Here is a 15,311-nt window from a genome sequence, read left to right on the forward strand (position 1 = left end):
TGAATAGTTTAGGGCTGGGTTTCTAATTCTATTGGTTCAGGTACTGGTACAGCCACTGTATGCTCTAAAAAGTCAATGCTGGCGCTTAATACATCTTCCCATTGTTTGGAGGTAATAGAAGATGCAATGACATGGTCACCTGCCTCCGGGAATGCTTGTTTTATTTTAAGATTCTCAGGCGTTTTTACTTCCTGGAACATCTCTTGCATGGCCGGGACTGATACTACGCGATCTTGATTTTCTTCGTCCTTATAGTAATAGCCTAAAAATAAAGGTTCATTGATTTTTTGATAAGTGTTTTTATCCATTTTGCTGTAGACCAATTTGGCAAGGCTTTTATAAGCATTGATATGGTATTCTTCGGACCAGTATTTGGCTTTTTCCCCTTCTCTCTGGTTGAGGACCACATGGTTTTCATTGGTGCCGAATTTCTGGAAAAGCCAGCCCTGCCAAGGACTGAAAAATGCTTCCAGTTGATTACCATAGTCCCTAAAACATGGGGAATAAAGTAAAATCGAATGTATATCATCTCTTTCAGAAGCCAGAAGGGTGGTGAGTGCTCCTCCCATGGACGTGCCAATGATGATTACATTATCTCCAAGACTTTTCCCAATCATAAAGGCTTCTCTAGCTCCTTCAGCAAGCTTTTCTGCTGTCAAATATTCGAAAGCATTTTCCCTTTTTATGCCATGTTCCGGGAGCCTGGCCAAATAAAGGTTTGCACCGAAATGCTCAGCTATTTTTTCATGAACAGGAGCCCCTTCCATTTGGCTTGCTCCAAATCCATGAATATAGACTATTGAATAGGCTGTTTTTTGTTTATTTGAGCTGTCTGCCCAGACTATTTTTGCCTGATTGTTAGGTTTAAGTCCTTTGACAGTATCCTCCCTATTGTTTATGAGATTTTCCAATTCCAGAAGGTCTTTGGGGACTGAAGGATATACTCCTTTTAAATCAGTGTAAGATTCCTTTGGTCCCAGCATATAGACTATCGCTAGAATAACAGAGATGGAAATTAAAATGGGGAGTAGTTTTTTCATCATTGATTATAAATCTAAAATTGAAAGATAAAACTAAACTGTTTTTTAGGATAATCCTATAAAATCAGTTGATGGGAGTAAAATTTGAAGAAGGGCCTTTAATTATCTATTATTTGCTATTTTGTATCTTGATCAAGCCACTAAATCCATGAAGATGAAAAAGATAAGTCTATTGATTGCTCAATTTGTTCCAATGATATTTTTTGCCTGTGAGGGAACTTCCGATACCCATGATCTTGATCCAGAAATAAAAGCTGCTTCGCTCCAAAAACATATAGAAATCCTATCTTCCGATGAGTATATGGGGAGGATGCCATTTACCTTGGGGGAGGAGAAAACATTAGACTATTTAGAAGAGCGATTTATGTCCATAGGTTTAAGCCCAGGGAATGGAAATAGTTATTTCCAAGATGTCCCTTTGGTAGAGATTACAAGTAAAGCAGATTCTACCATGGTGGTTAAGGGAAACGGAAAAACAGTTACTTTACAAGGCTTAAAGGATTATGTGATTTCTACACAGAAGCAAGATAGGAATATTCAGGTGGATGAAGCAGAATTCGTATTTGCAGGTTTTGGTATCGTTGCTCCTGAGTATGACTGGAATGATTATAAAGGGCTGGACGTGATGGGAAAGATTGTCGTGGTTTTGGTCAATGATCCTGGATTTGGAACGGATGATGAAAAGTTCTTTAAGGGAAATACCATGACCTATTATGGGAGGTGGACTTATAAGTTTGAGGAAGCGGTCAGGCAAGGTGCTCTAGGCTGTTTGGTGGTGCATAATACGATACCAGCGGGTTATGGATTTAATGTGCTCCAAAATAGCTGGAATAGTGCCCAGCTTTATTTGAATCCAAAAGATGATCATGCACATCAGTTGGAGTTTAAAGGATGGTTAAGCTTTGCTGCAGCGAACAAACTTTTTGAAATGGCAGGGTTTAAAAGTGGCGAATTGCTGGCAAAGGCGAGGAAGCCTGGTTTTACGAGTTTTTCTTTAGGTCTAAAAGCCAGTACAGCTTTGGAAGTCAGGGTAAGACATAATAATTCAAAGAATGTCATTGCTAAACTGGAAGGAAGTGCTAAACCAGATGAGTATATCATTTATACGGCCCATTGGGATCATATTGGCGTGGGTGAGCCAGACACAGAGGGTGACAGTATTTTTAATGGGGCCTTGGACAATGCCAGTGGGACAGCCGCATTATTGGAGATTTCTGAAGCTTTTGCCCGAGGAGAAAAGCCGGAAAGGACCATTTTGTTTTTGGCTGTAACGGCTGAAGAGCAAGGTTTACTTGGATCTGCTTATTATACTGAACAGCCTATTTACCCTATATCCAAGACCTTGGCTAATATTAATATCGATGGGATTAATCCCTATGGGAGAATGAAGGATATAGTGGTGGTAGGAGAAGGACAGTCAGATTTGGAAGATTTGCTTCAAGTGGCAGTTGACCATCAAGGCCGTTATATCAGTTCTGAACCGAATCCGGCAGCAGGTTATTATTTTAGGTCGGACCATTTCAATTTTGCTAAAGCAGGTGTACCGGCACTTTATACTGATACTGGAATAGACTTGGTAGGGCAGGGAAAAGAAGTGGGGAAAGCTTTGAGTGAAGAGTATACGGCTAAGTACTATCATAAGCAGACTGATGAATTTGATAGTGCTAGGTGGAATTTGGAAGGAGCTGCAGAAGATGCTGAACTGCTATATCAGCTAGGTAGGATGATTGATTCCCAAGAAATTTGGCCTGCTTGGAAAGAAGGGTCAGAGTTTAAATCTCTTCGCTGATGAAGGGAAATGATGGTACTGCAAATAGCTTTTGATGCATAAGTTTTTTTTTGAGAAGTCCTGTTATGTTTCCTTGTTATATGAAGGCCAAAGTAAGGAGCTGTATGAATTGTAATTCCTTAGTTTTTTAGTTTTTGGGAAATATGTAGTTTTGGCAAATCATTAAATTATTTTGCTATGAGGAAGTATTTTTGTTTGGCGGTGGCACTACTGATTTTTTCCATTAGTGATGCACAAAGTCAAGAAAAACCGGTAACGCAAGCAGTATTCCTAGAATTGGGTGGTGCTGGACTGGCCTATACTTTTAATTATGATTTCAGGTTTGATCAGGAAAATATAAATTCCTGGGGAATGAGAGTTGGTGCTGGTGGGTTTTCATTAAATGGAAAAACGCTCCTTACAGCTCCGATACAAGTAAATAGGTTGTTGGGAAGTAAGAAACACTTTTTTGAAATTGGTGCTGGGACGACATTTATTAATTTTAGGAATAGGGTTACCCATACCAATTATTACCAAAATCCTCAGACTAATGGATCCTACTATATCTCTGAAGAATATACCAGGAAGAATTATTCTTGGATATTGGATAGTGGAGATACGCCCGCTTTTATGGGAACTTTGAATTTTGGTTATAGGAAGGTGCCAGAGGATGGTGGATTTTTGTTCAGTGCCAATTTGGTGCCGGCCTTCAACCATGAGGGCTTTTGGCCGCTATGGGCTGGAGTAGGTTTTGGTTATGCATTCTAACTTTATGGTGATGAGAAAAATAGCATTCATGTTTTTTGTGGGAATGTTGGTTTCAACTAGTTTGCTGGCACAGGATGAAAAGAAGCCAACCCAAGCGGTATTTGTAGAAATAGGTGGGGCTGGATTGGTATATTCTTTTAATTATGAAACACGCTTTGATAACAGACGAGTAGATTCTTGGGGGCTTCGGGCTGGGATAGGAGCTTATGCCTTGTCAGATGAGTCCTTTCTTTCCATTCCTGTGCAGATTACCAAGATTTTTGGGAAAAGCAAGCATTATTTTGAAGTGGGAGCAGGAGCTACCTTGATCAATTATAAGGACAAATATAATTACTCCTATACTGGGACGATAAATAATGGGGACACTGATAAGTACTATGAATTCATTTTAGATATGGGAGAGACTCCTTCAGTAATGGGGACCATGAATTTTGGCTACAGAAGGATTCCAGATGAAGAAGGATTTACCTGGAGAGTGAATTTGACGCCTATTTTTAACAGCGATGGTTTTTGGCCACTGTTTGCGGGAGTAGGTTTTGGTTATGCTTTTTAAAAAATAATAGTAAGACATGAGGAATAAAATTGTTTGGACAGGAATGATTTTTTTGATTTTCACCAGTCCTGCTTTTTCCCAGAGGACAGTCCTCGGTAAGATTTTGGATGAAAAAACGAAGGAGCCCATTAATGGAGTGACTATTTTACTTGATAAATCAGGAATTACTACTACTTCCAATCACAGAGGGTATTTTCAATTTAACATAGATTCATCTCGATTCTTTATTTTTAAAAAGCTTGGCTATTTGGATGCAGAATTGGAAATTCCAGATCAGAATAGGTTTCAGGTATATTTAAAACCATTAAAGCCAGATCCTCCCAAAATTAGGTACAGTGAAGGCTTGGCAGCCTATCACCAACATTTATCCAAAAACCTTAGATACCCAGAAGAAGCAAGGAGAAAGGGGATAGAAGGATTGTTTCGAGCATCAGTTGAAATTAATAGGAAGGGGCATATAAATGATGTCGAGATCATTAATACAGAAGGTGACCTTGGAGGGATAGATAAAGAAATCAAAAGATTTTTATTCTCTTTACCAGGAAGCTGGAGTCCATCTGATTCTGCTTACAATATTATTATGCCGTTTCGTTTTAGGCTTGGTGGAAGTAATAATAATTTTCATGGTAATATTGAAGGAGCAATTGATCTTAATGCATTGGCAGAGGTAGTAATTCGATCTCATGCAGGGGAGATACAATCTGGATTAAATTCTCCTAGTATTGTAGCAAAGGATGTGGCTTTTTCTCTTAGAAAGGCTAATTCCAATTCGAATACGACCAAATTGGTGCTGAAAAATAAAAGTTTGGATGATTTTAAATATTTGTCCAAAACTTTACCTCATGTAAAATATTTGGATGTCGAAAGAAGTGGTTTAATTGATTTACCCAAGCAATTGGAATTTTTGCCCATGCTAGAAGAATTTTATGCTCCCTATAATAGATTGTCCTCCTTACCTTCCGGATTTTCAAAGCTGAAAAAGCTAAAGAAAATTGGGCTCGGGGATAATAGGTTTGAGCAATTTCCTGAAGAGCTGTATGAACTGGATCAATTGGAAGTGTTGGATTTTGGGAAAAACAATATTGAATACATAGGGGAAGAAATTTCCCGAATGAAAAATCTAAAGGTATTGATATTGTCCAAGAACAAGCTAAGGTCTTTACCTTCATCAATTATGAAAATGAAAAATTTGGAAGTATTAAATATTAAGGGAAATAAAATCTCAAAAGTCGAAATTGAGGAATTGAAAGGGGCATTATATGGGGTGGCAATTATATACTGATCAGGTTCTTTTTTATAAATACACTAAATTCTATTTTTCTCGATAGATTGTGTTTTAATACTGGTTTTAGATAATAATCTGCTTGTGTCTGGGTGTTATTGGTTTGAATTTTAGTAACTTATATTAATAAACCCAAAACCTGAAAATCATGGACCGAAGAAGATTTATCCAGTCATCAGGCTTTTCCATGGGCCTTGCCCTTGCCTTGCCTACTAGTTTTTCCACCTATGCAAAATCACCGAAAACTCCTTCTTTGTCATCTTCCTTTCCAAAGGACAATTTAAGTTGGTCAGAGGTAAGAAGTCTGTTCCCTTTAGATAATAGCCATATTCAAATGGCCCAAATGCTATTGGCTTCCCATCCCAAACCTGTAGCTGAGGCTATAACCAAGCATAGAATGGCTTTTGATACTAATCCGGCCACATATTGGGAAGAACATTATTTAACAGCTGAAAAGTTGGTTTGCGACGCTGCTGCTAAGTATATGGGGGTATTGCCAAGTGAAATCGCACTTACTGACAGTACTACCATGGGCACTTCCTTGCTGTTCAATGGCATGAGGCTTAAGTCTGGAGATGAAATTCTGGCAACCACCCATGATCACTATGTGACCGAAAAATCCATAGAATATACCTGCCAAAAAACAGGGGCTACCTATCGACGCATAGATGAATACAAGGATCCTAGAACGGTAACAGTCGATGAAGTGGTCGATGCCATTTCAAAGGCCATTTCAGACAAAACCAGGGTGTTGATGGTTACTTGGGTGCAGTCCTGTACGGGAGTGAAACTACCTATTAAAGATATTTCAGAAGTAGTCAGGAAAGCCAACGCACAAAGGCCAAAAGACAAAAGAATATATTTTGCAGTTGACGGTGTTCATGGGTTTGGAAATCAGGATGAAGATATTTCTGATTTGGGTTGTGATTTCTTTTCTGCGGGTACCCATAAATGGATTTTTGGTCCAAGAGGTACTGGGATCCTCTTTGCGAGGAAAGATGCTTGGGATTTTATCTTGCCTACGATCCCTGCCTTTTCAGAATATCCTTTTTATGATTACCTGGGTCAAACACCGGATAGAGCCCCTACTTTTTCTGAAATGATGTCACCTGGAGGTTTTCATTCCTTTGATTATAGGTGGGCATTAAATTCAGCCTTTGAGCTGCAAGAATTAATCGGAAGGGATAAGGTTCATCAACGTACCACTGAATTGAGTATGAGACTTAAGGAGGGGATAAAGGATATCGAAGGAGTGGACTTGATAAGTCCAATAGATCCGAAGCTCTCTGCTGGAATTAATTGTTTCCAAGTAAATGGATTAGGACCAGAAGAGACGGTTGTAGAATTTCATAAACATGGAATTATAGCCAGTAATTCTCCTTATCCGGTTTCCTATGCTAGATTGACGCCCTTTGTGGGGAATACTATAGAGGAAGTGGATAAAAGTATAGCGGTGCTTGCTAAGATTGCTTCAGCTTAATTAACTATTTAGGATGATTGATCGATTTTAGAAGAAATAATGGCTCATTTCCAGCTTTCTGGAAGCTTGGGGACACTGGTCCAAAATTGCCACCATTTTTATTCTTCCAGAATGTTTTTATAGAATCAGCAATGAAATTTGCTTAAACAACCGAAGATCTTTTCTGTTACGTCAGGCTTGGAGGAATATTTTTATGCTTGATAGAAGAACTGAAAAACTAGCGCACTGTAAAGCAGTTTTAAAGCGGAAGATTAACTATCTTTGGCCCGCAAAAGTATTGTCACATAAATTAGAAATAGCGTTTATCATGAGAAGTGATGAAGTAAAAAAGGGGCATTCACGGACCCCTCATAGATCATTGTTCAGGGCCACAGGATTGAAAGATGATGATTTTGATAAGCCATTCATTGGGGTGGCCAACTCCTTTGTAGAGATTATTCCAGGGCACTTTTTCTTAAATAAAGTTGGTCAAATCATAAAAGATGAAATTAAGGCCAATGGTTGTGTTCCTTTTGAGTTTAATACCATTGGAGTAGATGATGGGATTGCGATGGGACATGATGGTATGCTATTTTCATTGCCAAGTAGAGAGCTTATTGCTAGTTCTGTGGAGACGGTAATGAATGCTCATAAGTTGGATGCGATGATTGCTATTCCTAATTGTGACAAAATTGTTCCAGGAATGATCATGGGTGCACTAAGGGTAGATGTGCCCACCATATTTGTCAGTGGCGGCCCTATGACCAAAGGGCATACCAAAGATGGAACACCAATTGACCTGGCCACGGCTTTTGAGGCGGTAGGGAAGCATGAAGCAGGAAACATGAGTGATGAGGAACTAAAGGATATTGAATGTAATGCCTGTCCAAGTGGGGGGAGCTGTTCGGGGATGTTTACAGCTAACTCCATGAACACCTTGATGGAGGCTATGGGAATTGCTTTGCCTGGAAATGGAACCATTTTGGCCTTGACCAAAGAACGAGAGGAACTTTATAGGAAAGCAGCAAGAAGAGTATGTGAGATTGCCAAAGATGAGGCTTCAAGGGAGAAATTCAAGCTTAGAAATATCTTGAATGAAAATGCCGTTAGAAATGCTTTTGCAGTAGATATGGCCATGGGTGGAAGTACCAATACCGTCTTGCACATGTTGGCGATTGCTCAGGAAGCAGGAGTGGATTTTCAGTTGAAAGATATCAATAAGATTTCCCAAAGGGTTTCCCATATTGCTAAAATTTCCCCAAGCCTTAGTACGGTCCATATGGAGGATATCAATAGGGCAGGAGGTGTAAACGCCGTGATGAAGGAGATGACCAAAAGAGGTGATGAGGTACTTATCGATAATTTGACGATCACAGGTGAAACACTTTTTGAAAAAATAGAAGATGCTTATATCAAGGATACCAAAATTATCCACACTATCGATAATCCTTACAGCAAGGTGGGTGGCTTGGCCATTCTTTACGGTAATTTGGCTGAAGAAGGTGCTGTGATCAAAACAGCAGGAATTACTGGAGAAAGGGTCTTTACCGGAAAAGCAGTTTGTTTTGATGGGCAGCCAGAAGCGATTGAAGGAATTAGAGGTGGAAAAGTGAAGGCAGGTGATGTAGTGGTGATTCGTTACGAGGGGCCAAAGGGCGGTCCCGGGATGCAGGAGATGTTGAGTCCTACCAGTTTGATTATGGGGATGGGGCTTGGAAGTTCGGTTGCTTTGATCACTGATGGAAGATTTAGTGGGGCCACCCGAGGAGCTTCTATTGGGCATGTTTCTCCAGAGGCTGCTGAAGGAGGAATGATCGGATTGCTTAAAGATGGAGACGAAATCCATATCGATGTGGACAATTATATTTTATCGGTGAATTTGAGTGATGAGGAAATAGCGAAAAGAAAAGCTGAATTTGTACCGGTCAAAAAGCCATTGACATCAAGGTGGTTAGGTCAGTACCGCGCCTTGGTGACCAATGCAAGTAATGGGGCGATATTGAAGACTGATTTGTTCTAGTAGACTATAAAAGCTGCCTGATAAGTTAAAAAGCTCGGTGCCTTAAAAAGGGACCGAGCTTTTTTTATTATTCTTTAGGTGTTTTAGGTTCAATCAGGCCTAAACTTTTTTATCCAATTAATATGAAATTATTTTAAACCACAGATGAAAAAGATTAACACAGATAGATGCAAATAATCAAATCTGTGTTAATCAGTATACATCTGTGGCCAAACCATAATGAGAGTTAAATAAAGGATGCAGATTATAATCATAATATTGTTGCCTCTTCAATTTTTAGCCTGATCTTAGAATAGAAACAAATAAAACGACTAAGAAATTTCTGGACCAATTTATTTTTCAATGTCTTTGAAGGAAGCCAGAACCCCCTTGACCATAGCGGCACTGAAGCCATGATGTTCCATTTCATTCAGACCTACGATGGTGCAGCCCTTTGGCGTGGTCACCTTGTCAATAGCTGCTTCTGGGTGGATACCTTTTTTGATGATCAATTCTGCGGCACCTTTGACCGTTTGGTTTACGATGGTATTGGCAGTTTGTGCATCAAAGCCTATTTGTATGCCTCCCTGGGTCATAGCACGCATAAAGCGAAGTACATAGGCAATCCCACAGGCTCCCAATACAGTGGCGGCCTCCATCAAATGTTCTTCAATCATAATGGAAATACCAATACTGTTGAACAGCTCTTTGATGCTGGCTTCAATTGCTCCATTCCCGTTTTTTCCACAAATACAGGTGATGGATTCCTGGATATCAGCCGCAATATTGGGCATGGCACGGAAAATACTGGTTTCCTGGGGTAGATATTGATACATGTCCTCCAGGGTGATTCCTGTGGCCAAGGAGATGATGGCCTGTTTTTTAGGATTAAGGACAGGTTTTATTTCTTTTAGGATATGGGGGATATTATAAGGCTTGACACCCAAGACTACCAGGTCAGCATTTTGGGCGGCTTCCTGGTTGTCTGCTGTGACAGTAACACCTTTAGGCTGTAAATAGAAAAGGTTTTCTGGATGTCTTTTGGTAACAAAGAGGTTTTGGGCATCGAATCCCTCGGTGTCCAGTAAGCCATTCACTATGGAAAGGCCAAGGTTTCCACAACCAATAACGGCTATTTTTAAATTTTTCATTTGGCTTAAAGCTGAAATGGTAAATGATGCTTTTGTGCTGTAAAAATAAACCAATCCTTTGAATGTTGATGATGTCATTATAAAAAAATATGTGATTGAATTATACTGATTTCTGACTTGATAAAGAAAAACTTGATTTATTGATTTGAGTTTTTCAGTAGGATTGTATTAGTTTTGGGCTTTCTTGAAAAAGATGGACCTGATATACTTTTAAGGTCTGATTGTTTGATGTATTAAAATTTTATTATGATTAACCAAGTAAAGCACTCTACACTTTATTCATTCCTATTATTAGCTGCAAGTATCTTGATATCCTATAGTGGTGCCTTTGCACAAGGTGCAGACACTGGAATGGAGATTTCATTTGGCCCCTTTCTGCATTCCAACAGTATGAACGAGGATAATTATTATAATTTCAAAAGAAGCTCAACAGGTCCAGATAATGAAATTCTGCAAGGGGTGAATTTAAAATTTACACTTCCAACTAAGTTGCCGTATTTGGATATTATTTTTGGTTCATTAATAGAGGGAGGTTCATCGAGTTACGGAAGTACAAATTGGAGTCCTCAGAGGACTAATTCTTACGATTATAAGCTAAATGGTGGAGGCGTGTATGCAGGTGTTAGTCCAAAGTTAAAAGGGAAGCATTTTGGTCTTACATCTGAGTTTGCGATAGGGGTGTTCAGTTATAAAGAGGTTTTTGCGATTTTTAATAGTATAGAAGAACCCTATATGGATGTTTATGATAGGAGGACTTCATTTGGATTGGGGGGATTGAGCTCCATAGGTTTTTATGCCAAATTCGGGAGATTGGGAATTAACCCGAATTTAAATGCTGTTTTTTCGGGTGGGGATAATGCGAGTTTTACCTTTTATGGTTTAGCAGTTCCGCTTACCTATAGCTTTTGAAATGAATAAACTAAAAAGCCAGTCTCTAGAAATAGACTGGCTTTGATATGATTTTGAAGGGAATATGAGTTTAAACCAATTTGGCTAAACTTTCTTCCAAGGCTTTTATTTTTGCTTCTGCATCAGCCTGCTTTTTCTTCTCATTTTCCACTACCTGAGCAGGAGCACCATTTACAAATCGTTCATTGCTGAGTTTCTTCATTACCGAATTCAAGAAGCCTTTGGTATATTCCAATTCCTTGGTCAGGGTTTCTTTCTCTGCTTCCACATCGATTTGCTCGTTAAGTGGGATAAACAGTTCATCAGACTTCACCACAAAGCTTAAGGCTCCATCCACTTTTTCAGCAAATCCAAGTTGGCTAAGGTTGGCCAATTTTTTCAAGATAGCTTCAAAGGATTGATAAAGCTCCTGGTTTTGGGTATTGATACTAAGCTCAAATGCCTCTTTTGGTGAGATGCCTTTTGAAGCCCTGATATTTCTGATTTGTGAAACTACTTCGAATACTTGAGCCGCATCATTGATCAATTTTTCATCATATTCACCCAGTTTTGGCCAAGAGGAAACAATCAAGGCATCTTTTACCTCTCTGGTTTTCACTTGATGCCATAACTCTTCAGAAATAAACGGCATAAATGGATGCAATACCTTCAAGATATCCTCAAAGAAGCCAATGGTCTTCTCATAGGTTTCAAGGTCAATTGGTTTTTGGTATTCTGGCTTGATCATTTCAAGGTACCAAGAACAGAAGTCATCCCAAACCAACTTGTAAGTGCTCATCAGGGCATCAGAAATCCTGAACTTGCTGAAGTGATCTTCGATTTCAGCCAAGGCCTGGTTGAAGCGGTTTTCAAACCAGTTAATAGCGGTATGGTTATTATGCTCCAAAATATTGGAATCCACTTCCCATCCTTGGATCAAACGGAAGGCATTCCAGATTTTATTGGAGAAATTTCTGCCTTGTTCAACCAGCTTTTCATCAAAAGGAAGGTCATTACCTGCCGGAGAACTGAATAACATACCCGTACGTACTCCATCAGCACCAAAGTCCTTGATTAACATCAGGGGATCAGGTGAGTTGCCCAAGGATTTGGACATTTTTCTACCTTGTTTGTCCCTAACTATACCTGTTAGGTAAACATTGTTGAATGGTTTTTCGCCCATATATTCATAGCCGGCGATGATCATTCTAGCCACCCAGAAGAAAAGGATTTCTGGTGCGGTTACCAGGTCATTGGTAGGGTAATAATATTTTAGATCTTCGTTTTTCTCACCAGTAGAGAAAACCTCGGTGTCAAATACAGAGATTGGCCATAGCCAAGAAGAGAACCAAGTGTCCAACACATCTTCATCCTGCCTCAAGTCTCCAAGGCTATAGTTCTCCTGATATTTTTCATTGGCAATTTCCAATGCTTCTTCGGCCGTTTTGGCTACTACATATTCCCCGTTTGGAAGGTAGTAGGCAGGGATTTGATGTCCCCACCATAGTTGACGGGAGATACACCAGTCCCTGACATTCTCCATCCAGCTACGGTACATGTTTTTGAACTTAGGCGGATAAAGCTTGATGATATCATCCATCACGGCCTTAAGTGCAGGCTTGGTGATGTCTTCCATGGTCAAGAACCACTGAAGTGATAATTTGGGCTCTATGATAGCATCCGTCCTTTCTGAATGACCAACATTGGAAGTATAGTCTTCCTCTTTTTCTAATTGCTCTGCTTCTTTCAGCATTTTAGCAATTTTCTTTCTTGCTATAAAACGATCCTCACCAACTAGGATTTGTGCTTTTTCATTTAAGGTTCCATCATCATTAATGATGTCTATCACCTCAAGTTTATGTCTAAGACCAATTTCATAGTCATTTACGTCATGGGCTGGTGTTACCTTCAAACAACCAGTACCAAATTCCATGTCCACATAGTCGTCCTCTACAATAGGGATAGCTCTGTTGATCAAAGGAATTAAGGCTTTTTTCCCTTTTAAATGCTCAAAGCGGGTATCGTTGGGATTGATACAGATAGCCACATCGGCCATGATTGTTTCAGGACGTGTGGTAGCAATGGTCAAATACTCATCTTCATTGCCTTCAATTTTATAATTGATATAATAAAGCTTTGAGTTTACTTCTTTGAAGATTACCTCGTCATCAGAAAGGGCTGTTTTTCCTTGGGGATCCCAGTTGACCATTCTGATACCACGATAGATCTTACCCTTATTGTGCAGGTCAACGAATACGCTGATTACAGCATCACTAAGGTCAGCATCCATGGTGAATTTGGTCCTGTCCCAGTCACATGAAGCTCCCAGTTTCTTCAGTTGGTCAAGGATGATTCCGCCATATTTTTCCTTCCATTCCCATGCATATTTCAGGAACTCCTCCCTGTTAATGGATTTTTTATCAATTCCTCTTTCCTTAAGCATGGCCACTACTTTGGCCTCTGTTGCGATAGAAGCATGGTCAGTTCCAGGTACCCAACAGGCATTTTTACCTTCCATTCTGGCTTTTCTGATAAGCACATCTTGAATGGTGTTGTTAAGCATATGTCCCATATGTAATACCCCTGTCACATTTGGAGGGGGCATGGATATAGAATAAGGCTCTTTATTATAATCTACTTTAGAACTGAACAATTTATTTTCCATCCAGAATTCGTACCATTTCGATTCGGCTTCGGCTGGATTATATTTTGTAGATAGCGACATAATTGCTTTTAGGATTTGTAATGTAGAATTGGAATTATTTCCCAGTGCGCAAAAATAATATAAATATCTTTGAAGGCATTAAAAATCCCCCAATAAGGTGATTACCTTGTTTATTTTACTTCTTTTTCTTTGATAATTGAGGACTTTGTATGGATGTTATGGTTTGGTGGCATTGCTAAATTAAGTTGGTAGGCTGTCCAAAATAGGTAGGGTTTTTGTTGAAGTGTTCGTAAATTAAGGAGGATTGGGCTTGGGCTAATTGATTATGGAAACAAAAAGTAGCATCAATTTTGTCCTGCTCGGATACTTTAACTTTGTAATAGAGCGATTTTTGGTAATATGAAAAAAGAGGGTTTTACAGCTATGTCAAGTTGGGTTCAGGTTCCTGAAAAGTCGGATTTCACCATTTATAACTTGCCATATGGGGTTTTTAAAAACAAACGTTTAACTCCAAGGGCGGGCATTGCTATTGGGGATAAAATAGTTGATCTATCCATTCTACAGGAGAAGAAATTTTTCTCGGGAATTGATCTTCCAGATGAAATTTTCTTGAAAGATAACCTCAATGATTTTATCGCATTGGGAAAGTCTATTACTCGTAAAGTTAGGGAAAGGGTTCAGGAACTGTTGATGAATGATAATCCCGAGCTGAAAGATCATAGAATTAGAGGAAAAGTGATGGTCAATAGAAAAGAAGCTCAGATGCTCTTGCCCGTTAGAATTGGTGATTACACAGATTTTTATAGCAGTAAAGAACATGCCAGCAATGTAGGGGCAATGTTTCGTGATCCAGAAAACGCCTTATTGCCAAATTGGAAACATTTGCCTGTGGGCTACCATGGTCGGGCTTCTTCTATTATACCTTCAGGAACAGCGATCGTTCGGCCCAAAGGTCAATACAAAGATCCCAATATGGACAGACCAGCTTTTGGACCAACAAGACGATTGGATTTTGAGCTGGAAATGGCCTTTATTACAGGAAAACCAACTAAAATGGGAGAAAGTGTTTCGACAGAAGAGGCAGAGGACTATATTTTTGGTTTTGTGCTTTTCAATGATTGGTCAGCCAGGGATATTCAAGCTTGGGAATACGTGCCCTTAGGGCCATTTTTAGGGAAAAGCTTTGCTTCCAGTATTTCTCCTTGGGTAGTGGTTATTGAAGCTTTGGAGCCTTTCAGAACGGCTTCTCCTGAACCAGAGGAAGAATTATTGCCTTACCTAAAATATGAAGGTGATTGTGCTTTTGACTTGAAGCTGGAAGTTTATATCCAGCCAGAAAATGGCGTGGAAAACCTCGTATGTCAATCCAATTATAAATACCTTTATTGGAACACCGTACAGCAATTAGCTCACCAAACAGTTAATGGTTGCAATATCAATATTGGGGATATATATGCTTCTGGGACCATTTCAGGTCCTACAGAAAATAGTTATGGTTCTATGTTGGAGTTGGCCTGGAAAGGAACAAGGCCAATCAGATTGGAAGATGGCAGTGAAAGAAAATTTATTGAAGATGGGGATACAGTGAAAATGAGGGGTTTTGCAGAAAATGATGGGATCAGAGTAGGTTTTGGAGAGGTGAGTACCGAGGTGAAACCAGCAAAATAAATGATAGCAGTGAAGAAAATTAAGTTCTTAGATAGAAAAACCGGGAACCATTATTTAAAATGGTTCCCGG

Annotated in this window: 11 protein-coding genes; 8 read left to right on the top strand and 3 right to left on the bottom strand. The window is 39.4% G+C overall.

All coding sequences use genetic code 11. The features are described 5' to 3' along the window. Positions 1 to 8: 8 nt before the first annotated feature. Positions 9 to 1,043 carry an alpha/beta hydrolase gene (locus H7U17_RS09365; RefSeq protein WP_186756445.1) on the bottom strand — a complete coding sequence of 345 codons (1,035 nt, stop codon included), beginning with the start codon at positions 1,041 to 1,043 and terminating at the stop codon, positions 9 to 11. Between the two features lie 151 nt (positions 1,044 to 1,194). On the opposite strand from H7U17_RS09365, the gene H7U17_RS09370 reads away from it, so the two are divergent. The 6 genes from H7U17_RS09370 to ilvD all read left to right on the top strand — a co-directional run bounded on the left by H7U17_RS09370 (position 1,195) and on the right by ilvD (position 8,890). Beyond that, on the top strand, positions 1,195 to 2,829 hold the full coding sequence (locus H7U17_RS09370) for a M28 family metallopeptidase (protein ID WP_230981341.1): 1,635 nt from the start codon (positions 1,195 to 1,197) through the stop codon (positions 2,827 to 2,829). Positions 2,830 to 3,006: 177 nt separating this feature from the next. After that, positions 3,007 to 3,576, top strand: coding sequence for a hypothetical protein (locus H7U17_RS09375; RefSeq protein ID WP_230981342.1), 570 nt, complete (start codon positions 3,007 to 3,009; stop codon positions 3,574 to 3,576). A 10-nt stretch (positions 3,577 to 3,586) separates the two neighbouring features. Further along, complete coding sequence (locus H7U17_RS09380; RefSeq protein ID WP_186756447.1) at positions 3,587 to 4,129, top strand: hypothetical protein; 543 nt, start codon at positions 3,587 to 3,589, stop codon at positions 4,127 to 4,129. Positions 4,130 to 4,145: 16 nt separating this feature from the next. Continuing rightward, positions 4,146 to 5,411, top strand: coding sequence for a leucine-rich repeat domain-containing protein (locus H7U17_RS09385; RefSeq protein ID WP_186756448.1), 1,266 nt, complete (start codon positions 4,146 to 4,148; stop codon positions 5,409 to 5,411). A 148-nt stretch (positions 5,412 to 5,559) separates the two neighbouring features. Beyond that, positions 5,560 to 6,891, top strand: coding sequence for an aminotransferase class V-fold PLP-dependent enzyme (locus tag H7U17_RS09390; protein ID WP_186756449.1), 1,332 nt, complete (start codon positions 5,560 to 5,562; stop codon positions 6,889 to 6,891). A 307-nt stretch (positions 6,892 to 7,198) separates the two neighbouring features. Continuing rightward, complete coding sequence (gene ilvD, locus H7U17_RS09395) at positions 7,199 to 8,890, top strand: dihydroxy-acid dehydratase (protein WP_186756450.1); 1,692 nt, start codon at positions 7,199 to 7,201, stop codon at positions 8,888 to 8,890. Positions 8,891 to 9,222: 332 nt separating this feature from the next. Here ilvD and proC read toward each other — a convergent pair whose 3' ends face one another. After that, entirely contained in the window at positions 9,223 to 10,020 is a 798-nt protein-coding gene (gene proC, locus H7U17_RS09400; protein WP_186756451.1) for a pyrroline-5-carboxylate reductase, read from the bottom strand. A gap of 246 nt (positions 10,021 to 10,266) precedes the next feature. Here proC and H7U17_RS09405 point away from each other — a divergent pair, with 246 nt between their 5' ends. Continuing rightward, positions 10,267 to 10,929, top strand: a complete 663-nt coding sequence (locus H7U17_RS09405; RefSeq protein ID WP_186756452.1) for a hypothetical protein — start codon at positions 10,267 to 10,269, stop codon at positions 10,927 to 10,929. A 70-nt stretch (positions 10,930 to 10,999) separates the two neighbouring features. Here H7U17_RS09405 and H7U17_RS09410 read toward each other — a convergent pair whose 3' ends face one another. Next, positions 11,000 to 13,633: a valine--tRNA ligase gene (locus H7U17_RS09410; RefSeq protein WP_186756453.1), complete on the bottom strand. Its 2,634-nt coding sequence runs from the start codon at positions 13,631 to 13,633 to the stop codon at positions 11,000 to 11,002. A gap of 363 nt (positions 13,634 to 13,996) precedes the next feature. Here H7U17_RS09410 and fahA point away from each other — a divergent pair, with 363 nt between their 5' ends. Then, positions 13,997 to 15,241, top strand: a complete 1,245-nt coding sequence (gene fahA, locus H7U17_RS09415) for a fumarylacetoacetase (protein WP_186756572.1) — start codon at positions 13,997 to 13,999, stop codon at positions 15,239 to 15,241. The last annotated feature ends 70 nt before the right edge of the window (positions 15,242 to 15,311 follow it).

Source organism: Echinicola salinicaeni (genome assembly GCF_014280965.1).
GTDB classification, from domain to species: domain Bacteria; phylum Bacteroidota; class Bacteroidia; order Cytophagales; family Cyclobacteriaceae; genus Echinicola; species Echinicola salinicaeni.

Coding starts and splice junctions, on each gene's coding strand:
- H7U17_RS09365 (WP_186756445.1), bottom strand. CDS start 1,043: ATGATGAAAAAACTACTCCCCATTTTAATTTCCATCTCTGTTATTCTA.
- H7U17_RS09370 (WP_230981341.1), top strand. CDS start 1,195: ATGAAAAAGATAAGTCTATTGATTGCTCAATTTGTTCCAATGATATTT.
- H7U17_RS09375 (WP_230981342.1), top strand. CDS start 3,007: ATGAGGAAGTATTTTTGTTTGGCGGTGGCACTACTGATTTTTTCCATT.
- H7U17_RS09380 (WP_186756447.1), top strand. CDS start 3,587: ATGAGAAAAATAGCATTCATGTTTTTTGTGGGAATGTTGGTTTCAACT.
- H7U17_RS09385 (WP_186756448.1), top strand. CDS start 4,146: ATGAGGAATAAAATTGTTTGGACAGGAATGATTTTTTTGATTTTCACC.
- H7U17_RS09390 (WP_186756449.1), top strand. CDS start 5,560: ATGGACCGAAGAAGATTTATCCAGTCATCAGGCTTTTCCATGGGCCTT.
- ilvD (WP_186756450.1), top strand. CDS start 7,199: ATGAGAAGTGATGAAGTAAAAAAGGGGCATTCACGGACCCCTCATAGA.
- proC (WP_186756451.1), bottom strand. CDS start 10,020: ATGAAAAATTTAAAAATAGCCGTTATTGGTTGTGGAAACCTTGGCCTT.
- H7U17_RS09405 (WP_186756452.1), top strand. CDS start 10,267: ATGATTAACCAAGTAAAGCACTCTACACTTTATTCATTCCTATTATTA.
- H7U17_RS09410 (WP_186756453.1), bottom strand. CDS start 13,633: ATGTCGCTATCTACAAAATATAATCCAGCCGAAGCCGAATCGAAATGG.
- fahA (WP_186756572.1), top strand. CDS start 13,997: ATGTCAAGTTGGGTTCAGGTTCCTGAAAAGTCGGATTTCACCATTTAT.